This window comes from Tessaracoccus yangjingae, from assembly GCF_055326235.1.
Genome location: NZ_JBUZNN010000010.1, coordinates 26,696 through 42,627 on the forward strand (window position 1 = coordinate 26,696; position 15,932 = coordinate 42,627).

Below are 15,932 nucleotides of genomic sequence, written 5' to 3' on the forward strand. Positions count from 1 at the left end.
GTTGTGCCAGACTGGGGGCATGCCTGTGACACTGCTGATGACCATCGGGTTGACCATCGTGATCCTCGCCGTGGCGGCGGGGTTGACGGCGCGCTCGCACCGCGCCCGCCCTGCGGTGATGGGCGTGGGCCTGGCCCTCCTCCCGGTGGGGCTGTACCTCACCGGCATCACCCAACTGGTGGCCGACGGCGTCCGCGCGCTGATCGACTGGTTCATGCGCACCCCCTGGACGGTCGTGACCAGTTGGGGCCTCGGCCTCTTCGTCGGCGGGGTGCTGCTCATCGTGGTGGCGGCATTCCTGCCGAAGACCCGCAGTGTCGCGGCTCCGGGCAGCCCGGCATCCAAGCCGCCCGCCCAGGGACGCCCCCAGGTGGCTCAGCCGGCGGCCAAGCCGGCACCCGCCAAGCCCGCGGCGAAGGGCGTGGATCCCGAGGACGCCGAGATCGAGGCGCTGCTCCGCAAGCGCGGCATCATGTGACTCATTCCTCCGGGCGCGGCACTCCGAGGTCGTCCAGGTGGCTCGGATCGACGTCGCGGCTCGTCGCGCCCTGCTCGACGAGCCATCGTCGCAACTCCACCACCTTGCGCTGAGCGGCCTCACCCTCGAGGAACTGGATGGCCAGCACTGGACGGCGCCGAAGCTCGTTCTCGCCCTTGATGAGCAGCGAGGACCAGGCATCGCCCGGGCGCAGCCGGACCCCGGCCACCTCGTCGATGCGGTAGCGGTGCAGGAACGGGCCGTTGCGAACCGTCACCCCGTCCTCGTTGGCCCAGAGCCGCGAGTACCCCAGCGACAGCATGATCGCCACCATGACCAGGACGAAGAAAAGCAGGGTCCCCGCCTGGGGCCAGGTGACCCGGTCCCTGACGTCCTTGCCCAGCGCCCACCAGAAGAACAGCGACGACGCCATCAGGACGATCGAGAGAACCACCCCGGTCATCAGCGCCGGAGGGCTCGTGTAGGAGAGCCGCTCGGGGCGCGACGCGCCGGTCACAGCCTGCAGGCCGCAAGCTCGGTCAGCAGAATGCCGCGAGCCCCGGCCTCGTAGAGGCGGTCCATCAGGAGGTGGGCGCCCTCGCGCGGGACGAGCACCCGCACTGCGCACCACCCGTCCTTGGCGAGCGCGGAGACGGTGGGCCCCTCGACGCCCGGTGCGAGCGCCGTGGTGTCGGCCAGGTTCTCCTGAGCCACGTTGTAGTCCATCATCAGGTAGTTCTGGGCCACCAGCACCGAGTTGAGCCGCGTCTCGAGGCCCGCGACCCCCGGAGGCAGGGCGCCGTCCGTGCGCCGGATGAGGATGGCCTCGGAGGAGCAGATCGAGTCCCCGAACAGCTCGAGGCCGGCCCGCTTCAGGGTGGTTCCGGTGTCCACGACATCGGCGACGACGTCGGCGACACCGAGCCGGATGGCCGACTCGACGGCGCCGTCGAGCTTGACCATCTCCGCCTGGATGCCGAGCTCGTCGAGGTAGGCCTGGAGCAGGCCCGGGTACGAAGTGGCCACGCGCTTGCCTGCGACATCCGACACGGAGAGGTCCCCGCCGCCGGGAGCGGCGAACCGGAACCGCGAACCGCCGAAGCCGAGCGCCATCATCTCCGTGGCGGCGGCCCCAGAGTCCAGCAGCATGTCGCGGCCGGTGATGCCCACGTCCAGGTGGCCGCGACCGATGTAGACGGCGATGTCGCGGGGGCGCAGGTAGTAGAACTCGACGCCGTGGTCCGCGTCGATCAGGGTGAGGTCCTTGGCGTCGGTGCGCTGGCGGTAGCCGGCGGCGCGCAGCATGGCGGCCGCCGGTTCGGCCAGGGCGCCCTTGTTGGGGACGGCGATGCGCAGGAGGCGGTCAGTGCTCACGAATAATGCCTTCGTCAGAGGTAGCGGTAGATGTCTTCGAGGTCCAGATCGAGCGCCAGCATCAGCACCTGGAGGTGGTAGAGCAGCTGGCTGATCTCCTCGGCGGCCTGTTCCTTCGACTCGTACTCGGCGGCCATCCACACCTCGGCGGCCTCCTCGACGATCTTCTTGCCGATCCCGTGCACACCGGCATCCAGCCGGGCCACGGTGCCGGAGCCCTCCGGACGTGTGCTGGCGGTCTCGGACAACTGCTCGAAGAGCTGGTCGAAGGACTTCACGGGGCGCAGCCTACCGCCTACAGCCGGATGCCCAGCAGCGCGTCGATCGCGGTGGTCATCTCCGCGACCGCCTCGGTGTCGTCGCCCTCGATGGCGAGGCTGCCGGCCACCCAGGTGTCCACCGCGTCCAGCGCGGCCGGGGTGTCGAGATCCGTGCGCAGCGCCCGGCGCATCGCGGCGATCGTCTCGCCGGCCGGCAGCGCGGCGGGGTTGTTGAGCACCCCGCGCCAGCGCTGGAGGCGCGCAGTCGCGGCATCGAGCTGGTCCCGGGTCCACTCCCAATCGCTGCGGTAGTGGTGGTTGAGCAGCGCGAGCCGGATCGCCATGGGGTCGGCGCCGCTGTGGCGCAGCCGGCTGACGAGCTCGAGGTTGCCCTTCGACTTGCTCATCTTCTCGCCGTCGAGGCCCACCATGCCCGAATGCACGAACGCCTCGGCCATGGGCTCCCCGGACGCCGCGATGGACTCGGCGGCGCACATCTCGTGATGGGGGAACACCAGGTCGGAGCCTCCGCCCTGCACATCGAAGTTGGCCCCGAGGAAACGCAACGAGATCGCGGTGCACTCGATGTGCCAGCCCGGCCGCCCGGCGCCGAGCGACGACGCCCAACTGGGCTCCTCCGGGCGCGCGAACCGCCACACCAGGCAGTCGAGCGGGTGGCGCTTTCCGGGGCGGTCCGGATCCCCGCCGTTCTCCCGGAAGAGCTCGATCATCCGCGCCTCGTCGAGGTTGCTGACCCCGCCGAAGCCCTGTGCTGCCACCGTGTTGAAGTACCAGTCGGGGTGCTCCTCGTCGTCGACCTGATAGACCAACCCGCTGGGGAGAAGCTGTTCGATGAGCTCGATGACGCAGGAGATGGACTCCACGGCGCCGATGTAGTTGTCCGGGGGGATGACCCGGAGGTCCTGCATGTCGCTGCGGAAGAGTTCGATCTGGTCCTCGGCCAGCTCCTCCCACTCCTGGCCTGTGGCCGCGGCCCGCTCGAGGAGGGGGTCGTCCACGTCGGTGACGTTCTGGGTGTAGTCGACGGCGACGCCGAGGTCCCGCCACACCCGGTTGGCCATGTCGAACGCGACGTAGGTGTTGGCGTGGCCGAGGTGGGTGGCGTCATAGGGCGTGATCCCGCACACGTACATCCGTGCCGCGCCCTCGCTCGGGCCTACCGGCACCAGGCTTCTGGTGGCGGTGTCGAAGAGGCTCAGACGGTCGGGAACGTCGCCCTGTGACTCGGGGAGACTGGGGACGGTGACGGGTGCCCACGCATACATGGGCCCAAACCTACCGCGTTGGTTGAGAGCTAAAGCGGTGGCCAGGGGATGCCCGGCCGCAGGCCGCTCGGCTCCGGGAGGCAACCGGCGGCCAGCAGCGCGTCGGCGCGCGCGACGAGGGCCTCCCACTCCTCGTCGGCCAGCCCGGGCGCGAGGGGTGCCGTCATGGCCGCCACTTCCGCGGCCAGGGCGCGCTCGGCCTCGTCGAGCGGATCCCCCGCCCAGCCCCACAGGACGGTGCGCAGCTTGTCGTCGGTGTGCATGCTCACGCCGTGGTCCACCCCCGCGAGCCGGTCACCGCGGTCGATCAGGTGCCCGGCCTTCCGATCGGCGTTGTTGAGCAGGGCGTCGAACAGCGCCACCCTGCGCAGCAGGGGGTGATCGCGATGGGCCAGGACGACGGGTTGGTCGTCCTGCGTCACGGCGCTGAGGATGGGCATCCAGGCCTCGGTGATCTCCTCGGGCCGGAGCAGGTCGATCAGCCCGGTCGGCTCCCCCTCGACCCATGCCTGGGCGGAGCCCTCCCCCAGCGGGCCGTCCACCCAGAGGGTGAGCGGGACGAGGTCCAACCCCAACGCGTTCGACAGGGCGTAGGCCGCCACCTCTCGCCGGCCCAGGGTGCCGTCGGGGAAGTCCCACAGGGGCGCCTCCCCCGCCACGGGCTTGTACACCCAGCGGCCGCCGGCTTCGTCGAGACCCAGGAACGTGCCGTTCGACGCGCCGACGAGGCGGCCGATGAGGCGCAGTTCGCCCTGGGGGCCGGTCATGTGAACAGGGGTCCCCGGTAGCCGTTGGCGCGGGGGCAGATGTGGCCGGCCGGGTCCAGCGGCTGGGCGCAGGCCGGACAGGCGGGCCGTCCGGAGGCGACGACCTGCTCTGCCCGGACGGAGAAGTCCCGCGCCATGGGCGGGGTCATGAGGACCTGGAGCAGGGAGGTCTCCCCTTCGTCGTCCACCTCGTCGGAGAAGAGCTCCAGCACCAGCCGGCCGCGCTCCTGATCCCAGGCCAGCCCGATCGCCGCGGCTCGGAAGGCCACTGTGACCGGCGCGTCGAGTGGACCCATGTCCGCCGGGGTGCGCCGCTCGGGGACGTCGTGCCCAAGCTCGGCCAGACGGTCCAGGACCTCCCCCACGCGCATGCCGAGGAGTTGAGCCTGCTGCTTCTCAAGCGCGACGGCCGCCAACCGGCTGCCCTGGGCCACCTGGATGAGGAACAGGCGGTGGCCGGGCTCCCCGATGGTGCCGACGACGCATCGGTCGGGGCGCTCGAACTCCAGCAGCATGCCGTCCAGCCTAACCCTGGTCCACGGACCCGGGGGCGACGTCGCCGCCCCCGACCACCGGAGGCGCGGAGGAGCTGAGCAGGGCGGGGAGGTCCGAACCCGCGTTGACGCACAGCACCATGGGGCGGCCACCGGCGTAGTCCACCACGCTCAAACCTGCGGGGCCGACGTGGAGGCGCTGGAAGTCGTCGAGGGCCATCCCGAAAGCGTGGGCGAGGATGGCCTTGATGGGGTCGCCATGGGAGAAGACCACGACCGTCTCACCGGCCCTGTGCCCGGCTGCCAGGGTGGTCACGGCCTCCACTGTGCGCTCGAACATCTCGACCATCGACTCCCCTCCCGGGAACGCAACGGACGACGGGGTGGACTGGATCTCGGCCCAGAGGCTCTCCTCCCGCAGGGTGGACAGCGATGCGCCCGTCCACACGCCGTAGTCGCACTCGCTGAGACCCTCGAGCACCGCGGCGTCCGGGTAGCCGGCGAGGAGCGCCGTCTCGCGGCAGCGCTCGATGGGCGAGGTGTAGGCGGCGGCGATGGCGGCACCCGCCAGCAGATCCCTGATGTCGCGGGCCTGGCGACGCCCCACCTCGTCGAGCCTGACCCCCGGCATCCGGCCGGCCAGCACGCCCTCGGCGTTGGCAGTGGATCTCGCGTGCCGGATCAGGACCACCTTCGTCATACGTGCCAGCGTAGTCGTCGCCAGATCGGCGCCCGGCGGTACAGTGTCGCCCGGCGTCGACGAAGGGGACTGTGACGTGAACTGGTTCGAAGCGATCGTGTTGGGCATCGTGCAGGGGCTGACGGAGTTCCTGCCCATCTCGTCGAGCGCCCACGTCTCGATCATCGGACAGCTGCTGTTCGATGGCCGCGACCCCGGTGCCGCCTTCACTGCAGTCACCCAGCTGGGCACCGAGACGGCGGTGCTGGTCTACTTCCGCAAGGACATCTGGAGGATCATCACTTCGTGGGTGGGCAGCCTGCGCGGCACCGTCGACCGCTCCGATCCGGACGCCCGGATGGGTTGGCTGGTGATCATCGGCTCGGTCCCCATCGTCGTGTTGGGGCTGCTCTTCCAGGACGCGATCGACACGTCGCTGCGGAACCTGTGGATCACCGTGGCGATGCTGGCGGGTGTCGCGATCTTCCTCGCGGTGGCGGACCGCATGGCCGCAGACAACACCCGGGAACTCAAGCAGCTGACGTGGCGCGACGGGGTGCTCTTCGGCCTGTTCCAGGCCGCGGCCCTCATCCCCGGCGTGTCCCGCTCCGGCGCCACCATCTCCGGCGGACTGTTCATGGGCTACAAGCGCGAGGCCGCCACCCGCTACGCCTTCCTGCTGGCCATCCCCGCGGTCTTCGGCTCCGGCCTCTACAAGCTCAAGGACATCGGCGGGGAGCAGGCCACCGCCTGGGGGCCGACGATCGCCGCGACGGTGCTGGCCTTCTTCATCGGCTACGCGGTGATCGCCTGGCTGCTGCGCTACATCTCCACGCACGACTTCCGCATCTTCGTCCTGTACCGGCTGATCCTCGCCGCCGTCGTCGCCGTGCTGATCCTCACCGGCGTGCTGTCCGCGTAGGGTCAGGCACATGCAACTGCGGCCCCTCGGCGCTTCCGGCCTCCACGTGTCGCGGCTCGGCCTGGGGACCATGGCCTGGGGCCGCGACGTGGAGTGGCCCGCCGCCAGGGACCTCATCGCGGACTTCGTCGACGGCGGCGGCAACCTCGTGGACACGGCCCCGGCCTACGGTGCGGGGGTCGCCGAGAGGATGATCGGGAAGGCTCTCGCCACGGGAGTGCCCCGAGAGTCTCTAGTGATCGCCACCAAGGCCGGATTCGTCATCCGCGACGGCAAGCGGGTCATCGACACCTCGCGCGGCGCCCTCCTCAGCGACCTCGAGCAGTCGCTGCGCCGCCTCAAGACCGACCACGTGGACCTGTGGCAGGTCCACGCCTGGGGCGATGCCCCCCTGGAGGAGACCCTGTCCGCGCTGGACTCCGCGGTGAGCCGCGGCATGGCCCGCTACGTCGGCGTCTCGAACTTCGTCGGGTGGCAGACCGCGACGGCGGCCACCTGGCAGCAGGCGGACCGCGGGAGGACGCCGCTGTCCAGTGTCCAGGTGGAGTACTCGCTCCTCGCCAGGCGCGCGGAGGTCGAGGTGGTGGGATCGGCGCAGCATCACCGCATGGGGGTGCTGGCCTGGTCCGGCCTCGGCCGCGGCGCGCTCACCGGCAAATACCGCGACGGGCGTCTCCCCCGGGATTCGCGGGCAGCGTCTGACCACTTCGGATGGTTCCTCGAGCCGTATCTGCAGCCCAGGTCCGCGGCCATCGTCGACGCGGTGGCGCACGCCGCGCAGGGGCTGGGGCTCACCCCGGCGCAGGTGGCCCTGATGTGGGTCCGCGACGCTCCCCAGGTGGCTTCGGCGCTGGTCGGCCCCCGGACCTCGGACCAGCTGGCCGAACTGCTCGACGCCGAGGAGAAGGAGCTCGTGGCACCCATCGTGGCAGCCCTGGACGACATCTCCGGCGGGACCAACGCCTACCGCTGAGACCGCTCAGCTGATGTCGAACGCGATGTGATGCACCCCGTCGGGATCGATCTCCAGCGTCAGCGTCCCGGTCACGCCCTCCAGCTCGCCCGTGCCCGACCCGGGCACCAGCTCGTAGCGCACCTCCTGCTCGCCACCACGCATGGTGCCGAACTGCTGGAAGGCGACGCTGCCGGTGCGTGAGCCGATCCGTCCCTCGAAGACCTCCAGGGCGACGTATCCAGCGGTCCCGTCGGCGGGCTCGCCGGCCGACAGCATGACCCCACGGCTGGCGCCGACGGCCTCACCCTCCCAGACCTTGGCGAACTCGAAACGTCGAGTCTCCGGCAGCAGCGCCTCTTCGGGCGTGATAGCGATCTCGAACGTGGCGTTGACCATCATGGCGTCCTCCTCGGGTGCCCCCAGCCTAGGGTGATTTGCGCAGACCCGGTGGGCGCCTGCTAGAGTTCCTTGTCGCTCCCCCTTGGGGGACACCACCAGTCCGGGTGGCGGAATAGGTAGACGCGCTAGCTTGAGGTGCTAGTGCCCGTAAAGGGCGTGGAGGTTCAAGTCCTCTCTCGGACACAAGTTGAAACCCCCAGTCAAACCGGCAAATAGCCGCTCTGACTGGGGGTTTTGTCATTCCAGGCTTCCGCCACTCTCCGCCAGGAAGCGCCCATCCGTAGCATGTTGACGGCACGCTCGCCGCACGATCGTCACCGACGTGGGTCGAGAGGCCGAGCCGGTCGCTGACCGACAGTTCGATGCGCGACTCGAGCACAGTCGTCACCAGAACCAGACTCAACGCCAGGATCCGCGCAGAAGGCGCGTTCCCAGAGCGGTTCTGAGCCGGACGCGCCAGTTCACCCCGTGTGGGTCAGGGGTTGGTCGGAGGGCCGGCCGGGAACCGTTTCCACACCCGGTGGGCGGCCAGCAACTTGGCCAACTTCGCCACGGCCTCAGCGGGCGGGGCGATCACCACCCCTGCCGCCGACTCCGGGACCCCGGCCGCGACCAGCGCGGCCGTGGCTTCGGGCGCCACCGCGATCGCCTTGCAGTGGCGGTACATCTCGGAGAGCATCTTGGCCACTCGCGGATCGACCGGCTCCCCGGCCGTGTCGTGCCCGGCCTTGGCGTCGAACGTCTCCACCGCGTCGGGTGCCGGAGCAGGCGCGTCGACGACGAGAACGGCGTCGAACTCGATCGAGGCCGCGGTGAGGAACGCCCGGTCGATGACCACCTCACCCAACTTCCCGCCGCGTGGTGCTGTCACCAACGGCAGCATGCCCGCGGCGCGCACCGCGTCCCTGGCTGCCGCGACGGCGTCGGGCGGGGTATCGGCGTCCACCACGACGGCGATCTTGCGGCCGGTCACCGGCCAGCTGCCTCGAATCTGTGACAGTGCGGCGCTGGGCGGGGCATCGGAAGCAGGCGGGATCGTCGGTTCCGGCGCCGGCAGGCCGAGACCTTGGGCGACCTCGGCGCAAAGGTCGGCGTCGATGTTGGCCAGGCACTGGAGCTGCCGGACCCGCACCGACTCTTCGTAACACTTGCCCAGCTCGAAGGTGTAGGCGCGGGCCATGTGCCGGCGCTCCACGTCGGTCAGGGAACGCACGAACAGGGTCGCCTGGCTGAAGTGGTCGTCGAAGCTGGCCGAGAGCTCACGCACCTTGTCGCCGGCCACAGGGGTGGGCACGTCGATGAAGGCGCCCGCCTTCCCGTCGGCCTCGGCCGGGTTGCCGCCGTCGAGGGAGTTGGGCCGGTAGGGGGCCACCCCGCCGTGCACGGCGCTCTGGTGGAAGCCGTCGCGGAACATGTCGTTGACCGGGCATTGCGCGCGGTTGATCGGGATCTGGCTGAAGTTGGGGCCGCCGAGGCGCGTGATCTGCGTGTCGATGTAGGAGAACAGGCGTACCTGCAGCAGCGGGTCGTTGGTCACGTCGATCCCGGGCACCAGGTTGCCCGGGTTGAACATCACCTGCTCGGTCTCGGCGAAGAAGTTGACGGGGCGGCGGTTGAGGGTCATGGTGCCGATGATCTGAACCGGGCACAGCTCCTCGGGCACGAGCTTCGTCGGATCCAGCAGGTCGATGCCTTCAAAGGTCTCGTCCTCGGTGTCCGGCATCACCTGCACTCCAAGGTCGTAGGACGGGTAGGCGCCGGCGTCGATGGCGTCATAGAGGTCGCGGCGGTGGAAGTCAGGGTCGTTGCCCGCCGTCAGCTGCGTCTCCTCCCACAGTTGCGAGTGGATGCCCTGCTTCGGCTTCCAGTGGAACTTCACGAGCGACGTCTCGCCGGCGTCGTTGATCAGCCGGAAGGTGTGGACTCCGAATCCCTCCATCATCCGATATGACAACGGGATCCCCCGGTCCGACATCACCCACGCCACGTGCGCCTGCGCCTCCGTGTGCAGGGAGACGAAGTCCCAGAAGGTGTCGTGCGCGCTCTGCGCCTGCGGGATCTCCCGGTCCGGCTCCGGCTTGACCGCATGCACGATGTCCGGGAACTTGATGCCCTCCTGGATGAAGAACACCGGCATGTTGTTGCCGACGAGGTCGTAGTTGCCCTCGGAGGTGTAGAACTTCGTCGCGAACCCGCGCGTGTCGCGGACCGTGTCAGACGACCCGCGGAAGCCCTGCACGGTCGAGAACCGGACGAACACCGGCGTCTCCACCCCGCGCTTGAGGAATGCCGCCTGGCAGAGCTTGGTCGCGCGACCGTTGGCCACGAACACGCCGTGAGCCCCTGTCCCGCGCGCGTGCACGACGCGCTCCGGGATCCGCTCATGGTCGAAGTGGGTGATCTTCTCGCGCAGGTGATGGTCCTGCAACAGCACCGGGCCCCGGGGCCCCGCCTTCAGCGCGTGATCCGTGGTGCGCAGCCGCGCGCCCTGCGAGGTGGTCAGGTACTCGCCCTGCTGCGCCATCGCCTCCGCGGGCGCCCCGGTTGGGGCACCCGTAGGCGTGACGGTGGCCGGCCCCTGCTGCGACGGCTTCGGCGGAGGCGGCGCCACCGGCGCGGTGGGCTCCTCGAGCGCGGGCCCGGGGACGCCTGGCCCCTGCGGCGGGGTCAACGGCTCGGTGGGCTTCGATGGGGTGGGCGACATCTCTGGTGCTCCTTCACCTCGACACCCGGGGCAGGCCGCCATCGGACTGCCGACGGGTCACTGCCTGTCAGGTCACTGCCTCGCCGGAACCAGCCCGCGGGCCGGTCCCGACGTCCCCCTCGTACCCAGGCCAGTGCGACCTCAAACAGGAAGGCGCCGCCCGTGCCCGGTCCGCTCGGCTCATCGGCGCCGCGAGGAGGGGGTCAGCAGTTCGTCAGATCCAGGTCGACGTCAGTCGTCGTCGTCGGAGACCGTCCGCAGGAAGTTCTCGAATTCGGCGCCGAGCTGATCGGCTGAGGGGATCTCGGAACCCTCGGCGGCCCACAGGTTCGGACGGTGCTGCCCCTGGACGAACGCGTCGTACTGCTGCTCAAGCGCAGCGACGACGGCGCGCACCTCGTCGTTGCCTTCCACCTCGGAGGCGATGGCGCGACGGTTCTCCTCGGCCAGGGCGACGAGGTCGTCGTTGGGGAGGTTGAGCCCGGTGACGTCGACGATGGCGTTGAGCGCCGCGAGGGCGCCCTCGGCGAACTCCGATGCCGCGAGGTAGTGGGGGACGTGGACGGCGAAGCCTGCGGCCTGGTGCCCGGACTCCCCGAGGCGAAGCTCGAGGAGCGCACCGATCGAGGCGGGCACCTGCACGCGCCCGAAGGGTGAATGGACGTCGCGGATGAGGGCGGCGTCCGTGGCGTGCGCCGTCATCCCCACGGGCCGCGTGTGCGGCACGCCCATGGGGATGCCGTTGACGGTGACCACCAGCCTGACCCCGAGCTCGACGACCAACTCGCGGATGGCCTCGACGACCCGCTCCCACTGGAAGTCCGGCTCAGGGCCGGTCAGCAGGTGATACGGGTGGCCGTCGCGGTCCGTGAGCCGCTGCAGCACCATCGACGGCGCCTCGTAGTCCGACCACCTGTTGGTGTCGAAGATCATGGTTGGGCGCCGGCCGCGATAGTCGAAGAGCTGGTCGATGTCGAACGTGGCCACCATCGAGGCATGCCCGGTCCCGATGAGATGCTCACTGAGCATGCGTTGCACCTGTCCGGCGTCGATGAAGGCGCCGAGGGCCACGACGAGAACCCCGGAGCCGCGCTCGCCGCGGTGAGCGTCGGTGGTGAACCGGTAAAGATCGGAGGGGTTCTGCACGGCACGCGCCTTTCACGACAGGTGGATCTTCTCCTGGGCCAACGACCGGATGCCCCCACGGATTCCCGCATCACGTCACACGAATCGTTGGGAAACAGGTAGTCCGACTCTACCCTCCAGCCGTGGGGGCCACGACGCCCGGAACGGGCGGCTGGGCGTAAGATCCGACGCCAGACTGAATCGGCGAAAAGCGAGGCGTGCACGTGCGGCAGGAGCGGGACACTGCGACACCGGCCTCGCGCGCCCACGCGGTGTGGACCACGGAGACGGGCCCGACGCCGTCCACCATCGTCATCGGCGACCTCTGCCTGGACCTGAACGAGGAGGGTGGGCGGGTTCTCGAGCCCGCGTGGGGGTCACCCGCGCTGTTCATCGCCCGGCAGTTACAGACCTCATATGGGCTCACCGCCCTGGTGAGCGGGTCCTACGGGACAGACCTGCTGGGCCTGCTGGGCGACTTCCGGCTGGACCGGGGGCCGGACGGCCTGCGCTCGCTGTCCTACAGCAATGTCGTGGAGGCCGCGCTCCGCGACAATGACTCAGCCGGGTGTACGCCCCCACGGGTCCAGTACTGGCGCCCCTCGGATCGGGAGCCCGCGCCGATCAGCAGGCAGGCCCTCGACACGACCCACGACCTGCTGTACTTCTGCCCCCTGATCCCCGACCTGGATCGGGCCGCCGACATCGCGGCGATCAGGGATGCCCACGGGGGCGCCGCCGAGGTTCGGGTCCTGTTGGCGCAGGGACTGATGCGAACCAGCGGGACGCCCGGGGACCGCTCGTACACGCCCGTTCTCCGCCGCGACATCGGCGACGAGGAGGCCGCGACCTGGTCCTGCTTCGACATCGTCGTCTTCTCCGACGACGATCAACCGACGGCGGTGGAGAGGGCGACGCGCTGGTCTGCATCCTCCCCGGGCACCGGTTTCATCGTGACCCGCGGGCACCTGGGCGCCACCCTGTGCATCGAGGGCACCGCGACGCCGATCAGCACCCGGCCGCTGCTCCATCCCGCCACCACCGTCGGGGCGGGCGATGTCTTCGCGGCCGTCGTAGGGGTGGAGTTCCATCGGGCCCACGTGGTGGCGGGCATGCCACGGTCACCGGCGATGTACCGGGCCGCGGTCAGGGCTACGGCCGCCGCATCGGCCTTCGTGCGTTCGGGGCCGGCTCCCGCGCGCAAGGACAGCTCGGACAGCTCGAACCTCCTCGTGCACGATGCGATGATGGCGGAATGAGCCTCCCGCTGCGCATCCTGTTCGACTCGCCGCGGATCCCGAACAACACGGGCGCGACGATGCGGCTGGCTGCGGTGACCGGCGCCGAGCTGCACCTGGCCCGGCCGTTGGGCTTCGACATGGACGAGGCCAGGCTGAGGCGCGCGGGCCTCGACTACCGCGACGAGGCGGCCACCTTCATCCACGAGTCCCTCTCGGCAGCGTTGAGCGCCTTGGCGCCGGCGCGGGTCTTCGCCTTCACCGCCCACGCCGAGACGGTCTACACAGACATCGCCTACCTGCCCGGCGACGTCATGCTCTTCGGTCCTGAACCCACGGGGCTGGCCGAGGAGGTTCTGGCTGATCCTTGCGTGACCGCTCGGTGCCGGATCCCGATGCGGCCGGGCATGCGTTCGCTCAACCTGGCCAACGCCGCCGCCATCGCGGTCTACGAGGCCTGGCGCCAGCTGGGGCACCCCGGCGCGCGCGCCTGAACGCTGGGGGCAGGTGGTTGCACGTGCCCCGGACGGGGACGTCAGCCCTCGACGAGCGCCCTGCGGGGCAGGGCTGGCTCCACCACACCGTCCGGGACAGGCTGGTCTGACAGTGTCGCCTCTCCGCCCGGCTCCATCATCTGCGCGACGACGGCGGCGGAGGGCCGCTCCGCGGGATCCTTCGCCAGGCATGCGGTCACCAGCGCCGCCAGGTCCGACGGCGTCTCCTCAGGCAGCGGGGGCGGGGTGTCGCGGACGTGGGCCAGCGCCGTCGCGATCGGCGTCCCGCGGTCGAAGGGGCGGGAACCGGTCAGCATCTCGTGCGCCAGCACCCCGAGCCCATAGATGTCGGAGGCAGGGCCCAGCTTCTGCCCGAGTGCCTGCTCCGGGCTCAGGTAGTGCGAGGTGCCGAGGACCTGCCCGGTCAGCGTGTGCGACTCCCCCTCGACAGACCGGGCGATCCCGAAGTCGGTGAGCTTCGCGCCGGTCTCCGGCACCAGCACGTTGGCGGGTTTGATGTCGCGGTGGATGATCCCCGCCTCGTGCGCCACCACCAGTGCCGACGCCAACTCGTAGAGAAGGGTGCGGGTCGCGTCGTGACTGAGCGGACCGGAGGACAGGAGCGTCGCGAGCGTGGGCCCGTCGACGAACTCCATCACCAGGCAGGACAGGCCGTCCACGTCGACGTAGTCATGGACGGTGACGATGTTGGGGTGCACCAACTGGGCGGCGAAGCGCGCCTCGTCACGGAACCGCTCCACGAGAGCGAACTCGTCCTGGGTGTGGGGGTGCATGATCTTGAGCGCCACCCGCCGCTCCAGGACTTCGTCGAAACCCTCCCAGAGCTGCCCCATCCCGCCGGAGGCCACATGGCCGATCAGACGGTAGCGCTCCGAGAGCACCAGTCCCGGTTTCAGTCGCTGCACCCAATCCTCCGATCCACCCGCCGGAGGGGCGTGAACCTACCGAGCATAGCCCGCGCGGGCCCCCGAACCCGCATGGCCGCTCCAGCGTTGCCCACCGCACCGGCCTTCAGGCCATGGACGCTGCGTAGATGTCGGCGATCGAGGAGTCCAGCATCGCGTCGAACTCCTCATCGCTCTGGCTGACCTGCAGCCCCTCCATCAGCGCCCGAGCGAAGCTCGCGACAACGCCGTGCTGCCTCGCCAGGCGGGCCGTGGCCTCGGCCCTCGAGTACCCGCCCGAGAGGGCGAACACCCGCAGCACGCGAGGATGCGACACGAGGTCGGCGTACAGGTCGTCGGTCTCGGGAAGGGTCAGCTTCAGCATCACCCTCTCCCCCTCCGGCAGCTCGTCCAGGCCTGCCGCGAGGAGATCGTGGACGTGCCGCTCCGCGTCGGCCTTGTGGGGTGAGGCGATGTCCACCTCGGGCTCCAGGATGGGCACCAGACCGCCCGCGAGAATGCGCCGCCCCAGGTAGATCTGCTGCGCGACGGCGGCCTCGGCGCCCGCACCGGCGGCCCGCACCACGGAGCGCATCTTGGTGCCGAAGATCCCCTTCTGACCCGCGGCCCGCACCATCTCGTCCAGACCGTCGATGGGCTTCATCAGCTGGGCGCCGTCGACCTCATCCTCCAGCCCGCGATCGACCTTGAGGATGGGCACGATGTGCTTGACATCCCACAGGAAGCGCGGCGTCGGCTGCCCCTGCACCTCTCGGTCCATGGTCTGGGCGAACAGGATGGTGGCGAGGATCCGCTCGCCGTCAAAGCTGGGGCTCGACATGATCCGCGTTCGCATGGCGTGCACCAGATCGAACATCTCCGCCTCGTCGGCCCACTTCTCCAGGCCGTAGCGCTGCAGCGTCTTCGGGGTGCTCCCGCCGCTCTGGTCCAGCGCCGCCACGAAGCCGGGTGCCTCGGCCATCTTCTGATACTGCTGCTCGAACATCTTCAGCCTCCTCGTCACGCGCGAGCATGAGGGGCGGCGGGCCGTCGGGCGTCGTCGCCCGCTCCTGTCCTCCCAGTGTCCCACCGCTCATCCTCCGGTGCTGCGAAACGGCCCCGCCCCATGGGCTGGACGCGTAACGTCATTACCCCATGGAGAGGAGCCACCATGACCGGCGAGCAGCACGACGAGGTCTACGACCCCGAGGTCCACCCCAGCCAGGACATCCTGCAGCCGGACGCGGCGCCTGGCCACACCGTCCTCGACCCAGACGCCGGCGGCCACGCCCACCATCCCGTCTCGGGCGAGTTGCCTGGAGACTCGCTCGGAGGACTGAGCAATGCGGAGAGCGAGACGCGCTTCGACTGACCCCGCGGACGGCCCGGCACCGGAGGCCTGGGGGCAGGCGCTACGGTTGGGGGATCGACGACGAAGGGCGGACCATCATGGGCTTTCTGGACAAGCTGCTGCGGCGCGATACCGGTGACGACGACGGGCCGGTGCAGCTCTCCCCCTTCAGCTCCGAGGCGGTCCAGCCCGCGCTCAGCGACCTGATCGAGGCGCTGGAGGCGCTCATCGACGCGATGGACTCGGACGAGGCCCCGCTGTCCAATCCGGGCTGGCGGGGCAGGCTCCACGACCTGCGCGAGTCCCGCGGAGGGTTGCGGATGCTGGCCCGCAAGCCCTCGTTCACCAAGGAGGACCTCTTCGAGGAGCTGGTGTGTGTGCGGCCGCTGTACCGCGGAGCCCCGCCGAAGGACTTCGCCAACCTTGCACCGCTCAATGATCGGGTGATCGAGACCATCGAGGCCGTGCACCGGGCCGCCGCATCCTAAGGGAGCCACCCCG

At 70.0% G+C, this 15,932-nt stretch carries 19 protein-coding genes and 1 tRNA gene; 8 read left to right on the plus strand and 12 right to left on the minus strand.

The genetic code is table 11. The features are described 5' to 3' along the window. Positions 1 to 19 precede the first annotated feature (19 nt). Positions 20 to 478: a hypothetical protein gene (locus ACZK5D_RS13310; protein ID WP_458993625.1), complete on the plus strand. Its 459-nt coding sequence runs from the start codon at positions 20 to 22 to the stop codon at positions 476 to 478. 1 nt (position 479) lies between these two features. Here the strand turns inward: ACZK5D_RS13310 and ACZK5D_RS13315 are convergent, their stop codons facing one another. From ACZK5D_RS13315 to ACZK5D_RS13345, 7 genes are read right to left on the minus strand one after another with little or no spacing between them, the layout of a single operon-like run. Beyond that, on the minus strand, positions 480 to 995 hold the full coding sequence (locus ACZK5D_RS13315) for a PH domain-containing protein (RefSeq protein WP_463665617.1): 516 nt from the start codon (positions 993 to 995) through the stop codon (positions 480 to 482). After that, positions 992 to 1,852, minus strand: a complete 861-nt coding sequence (gene hisG / locus ACZK5D_RS13320; RefSeq protein WP_458993623.1) for an ATP phosphoribosyltransferase — start codon at positions 1,850 to 1,852, stop codon at positions 992 to 994. Before hisG ends, ACZK5D_RS13315 begins: the two co-directional genes overlap by 4 nt. A 14-nt stretch (positions 1,853 to 1,866) precedes the next feature. Next, positions 1,867 to 2,130, minus strand: a complete 264-nt coding sequence (locus ACZK5D_RS13325; protein ID WP_458993622.1) for a phosphoribosyl-ATP diphosphatase — start codon at positions 2,128 to 2,130, stop codon at positions 1,867 to 1,869. 17 nt (positions 2,131 to 2,147) lie between these two features. Then, positions 2,148 to 3,398 carry a cysteine--1-D-myo-inosityl 2-amino-2-deoxy-alpha-D-glucopyranoside ligase gene (gene mshC, locus ACZK5D_RS13330; RefSeq protein WP_463665618.1) on the minus strand — a complete coding sequence of 417 codons (1,251 nt, stop codon included), beginning with the start codon at positions 3,396 to 3,398 and terminating at the stop codon, positions 2,148 to 2,150. A 29-nt stretch (positions 3,399 to 3,427) separates the two neighbouring features. Continuing rightward, complete coding sequence (locus ACZK5D_RS13335; protein ID WP_463665619.1) at positions 3,428 to 4,165, minus strand: Rv2133c family protein; 738 nt, start codon at positions 4,163 to 4,165, stop codon at positions 3,428 to 3,430. After that, positions 4,162 to 4,680 carry an Rv2134c family protein gene (locus ACZK5D_RS13340; RefSeq protein ID WP_458993619.1) on the minus strand — a complete coding sequence of 173 codons (519 nt, stop codon included), beginning with the start codon at positions 4,678 to 4,680 and terminating at the stop codon, positions 4,162 to 4,164. The genes ACZK5D_RS13335 and ACZK5D_RS13340 overlap by 4 nt, the downstream gene beginning before the upstream one ends. 10 nt (positions 4,681 to 4,690) lie before the next feature. Beyond that, the gene (locus ACZK5D_RS13345) at positions 4,691 to 5,359 is read right to left on the minus strand and encodes an Rv2135c family putative phosphatase (RefSeq protein WP_458993618.1); all 669 of its coding nucleotides are present in this window, start codon (positions 5,357 to 5,359) and stop codon (positions 4,691 to 4,693) included. Positions 5,360 to 5,435: 76 nt separating this feature from the next. Here ACZK5D_RS13345 and ACZK5D_RS13350 point away from each other — a divergent pair, with 76 nt between their 5' ends. Both ACZK5D_RS13350 and ACZK5D_RS13355 read left to right on the plus strand, forming a co-directional pair. Next, positions 5,436 to 6,260 carry an undecaprenyl-diphosphate phosphatase gene (locus ACZK5D_RS13350; RefSeq protein ID WP_463665620.1) on the plus strand — a complete coding sequence of 275 codons (825 nt, stop codon included), beginning with the start codon at positions 5,436 to 5,438 and terminating at the stop codon, positions 6,258 to 6,260. Positions 6,261 to 6,270: 10 nt separating this feature from the next. Further along, positions 6,271 to 7,233 (plus strand): aldo/keto reductase, encoded by a 963-nt coding sequence (locus tag ACZK5D_RS13355; protein WP_463665621.1) that lies wholly within the window; start codon positions 6,271 to 6,273, stop codon positions 7,231 to 7,233. 6 nt (positions 7,234 to 7,239) lie between these two features. Here ACZK5D_RS13355 and ACZK5D_RS13360 read toward each other — a convergent pair whose 3' ends face one another. Continuing rightward, on the minus strand, positions 7,240 to 7,614 hold the full coding sequence (locus tag ACZK5D_RS13360) for a DUF3224 domain-containing protein (protein ID WP_463665622.1): 375 nt from the start codon (positions 7,612 to 7,614) through the stop codon (positions 7,240 to 7,242). Positions 7,615 to 7,712: 98 nt separating this feature from the next. On the opposite strand from ACZK5D_RS13360, the gene ACZK5D_RS13365 reads away from it, so the two are divergent. Then, a tRNA-Leu gene (locus tag ACZK5D_RS13365) sits at positions 7,713 to 7,797 on the plus strand. Positions 7,798 to 8,089: 292 nt separating this feature from the next. Here the strand turns inward: ACZK5D_RS13365 and ACZK5D_RS13370 are convergent. Both ACZK5D_RS13370 and ACZK5D_RS13375 read right to left on the minus strand, forming a co-directional pair. Further along, positions 8,090 to 10,318: a catalase gene (locus ACZK5D_RS13370; RefSeq protein WP_463665623.1), complete on the minus strand. Its 2,229-nt coding sequence runs from the start codon at positions 10,316 to 10,318 to the stop codon at positions 8,090 to 8,092. A 231-nt stretch (positions 10,319 to 10,549) separates the two neighbouring features. Beyond that, on the minus strand, positions 10,550 to 11,464 hold the full coding sequence (locus ACZK5D_RS13375) for a proteasome assembly chaperone family protein (protein WP_463665624.1): 915 nt from the start codon (positions 11,462 to 11,464) through the stop codon (positions 10,550 to 10,552). A 197-nt stretch (positions 11,465 to 11,661) separates the two neighbouring features. On the opposite strand from ACZK5D_RS13375, the gene ACZK5D_RS13380 reads away from it, so the two are divergent. Together ACZK5D_RS13380 and ACZK5D_RS13385 are read left to right on the plus strand one after the other, a co-directional pair. Further along, the gene (locus ACZK5D_RS13380) at positions 11,662 to 12,702 is read left to right on the plus strand and encodes a hypothetical protein (protein ID WP_463665625.1); all 1,041 of its coding nucleotides are present in this window, start codon (positions 11,662 to 11,664) and stop codon (positions 12,700 to 12,702) included. Continuing rightward, positions 12,699 to 13,175 carry a tRNA (cytidine(34)-2'-O)-methyltransferase gene (locus tag ACZK5D_RS13385; RefSeq protein WP_463665626.1) on the plus strand — a complete coding sequence of 159 codons (477 nt, stop codon included), beginning with the start codon at positions 12,699 to 12,701 and terminating at the stop codon, positions 13,173 to 13,175. Before ACZK5D_RS13380 ends, ACZK5D_RS13385 begins: the two co-directional genes overlap by 4 nt. A 41-nt stretch (positions 13,176 to 13,216) precedes the next feature. On the opposite strand, the gene ACZK5D_RS13390 is transcribed toward ACZK5D_RS13385, so the two are convergent. Next, the gene (locus ACZK5D_RS13390) at positions 13,217 to 14,101 is read right to left on the minus strand and encodes a serine/threonine-protein kinase (RefSeq protein WP_463665627.1); all 885 of its coding nucleotides are present in this window, start codon (positions 14,099 to 14,101) and stop codon (positions 13,217 to 13,219) included. 106 nt (positions 14,102 to 14,207) lie between these two features. Beyond that, complete coding sequence (locus tag ACZK5D_RS13395) at positions 14,208 to 15,086, minus strand: fructose bisphosphate aldolase (protein WP_463665628.1); 879 nt, start codon at positions 15,084 to 15,086, stop codon at positions 14,208 to 14,210. A 165-nt stretch (positions 15,087 to 15,251) separates the two neighbouring features. Between ACZK5D_RS13395 and ACZK5D_RS13400 the strand changes: the two genes are divergently transcribed. Together ACZK5D_RS13400 and ACZK5D_RS13405 are read left to right on the plus strand one after the other, a co-directional pair. After that, on the plus strand, positions 15,252 to 15,452 hold the full coding sequence (locus ACZK5D_RS13400) for a hypothetical protein (protein ID WP_458993573.1): 201 nt from the start codon (positions 15,252 to 15,254) through the stop codon (positions 15,450 to 15,452). A 77-nt stretch (positions 15,453 to 15,529) separates the two neighbouring features. Beyond that, on the plus strand, positions 15,530 to 15,919 hold the full coding sequence (locus ACZK5D_RS13405) for a hypothetical protein (RefSeq protein ID WP_463665629.1): 390 nt from the start codon (positions 15,530 to 15,532) through the stop codon (positions 15,917 to 15,919). Positions 15,920 to 15,932 lie beyond the last annotated feature (13 nt).

Coding starts and splice junctions, on each gene's coding strand:
- ACZK5D_RS13310 (WP_458993625.1), top strand. CDS start 20: ATGCCTGTGACACTGCTGATGACCATCGGGTTGACCATCGTGATCCTC.
- mshC (WP_463665618.1), bottom strand. CDS start 3,398: ATGTATGCGTGGGCACCCGTCACCGTCCCCAGTCTCCCCGAGTCACAG.
- ACZK5D_RS13335 (WP_463665619.1), bottom strand. CDS start 4,165: ATGACCGGCCCCCAGGGCGAACTGCGCCTCATCGGCCGCCTCGTCGGC.
- ACZK5D_RS13340 (WP_458993619.1), bottom strand. CDS start 4,680: ATGCTGCTGGAGTTCGAGCGCCCCGACCGATGCGTCGTCGGCACCATC.
- ACZK5D_RS13345 (WP_458993618.1), bottom strand. CDS start 5,359: ATGACGAAGGTGGTCCTGATCCGGCACGCGAGATCCACTGCCAACGCC.
- ACZK5D_RS13355 (WP_463665621.1), top strand. CDS start 6,271: ATGCAACTGCGGCCCCTCGGCGCTTCCGGCCTCCACGTGTCGCGGCTC.
- ACZK5D_RS13360 (WP_463665622.1), bottom strand. CDS start 7,614: ATGATGGTCAACGCCACGTTCGAGATCGCTATCACGCCCGAAGAGGCG.
- ACZK5D_RS13370 (WP_463665623.1), bottom strand. CDS start 10,318: ATGTCGCCCACCCCATCGAAGCCCACCGAGCCGTTGACCCCGCCGCAG.
- ACZK5D_RS13385 (WP_463665626.1), top strand. CDS start 12,699: ATGAGCCTCCCGCTGCGCATCCTGTTCGACTCGCCGCGGATCCCGAAC.
- ACZK5D_RS13395 (WP_463665628.1), bottom strand. CDS start 15,086: ATGTTCGAGCAGCAGTATCAGAAGATGGCCGAGGCACCCGGCTTCGTG.
- ACZK5D_RS13400 (WP_458993573.1), top strand. CDS start 15,252: ATGACCGGCGAGCAGCACGACGAGGTCTACGACCCCGAGGTCCACCCC.
- ACZK5D_RS13405 (WP_463665629.1), top strand. CDS start 15,530: ATGGGCTTTCTGGACAAGCTGCTGCGGCGCGATACCGGTGACGACGAC.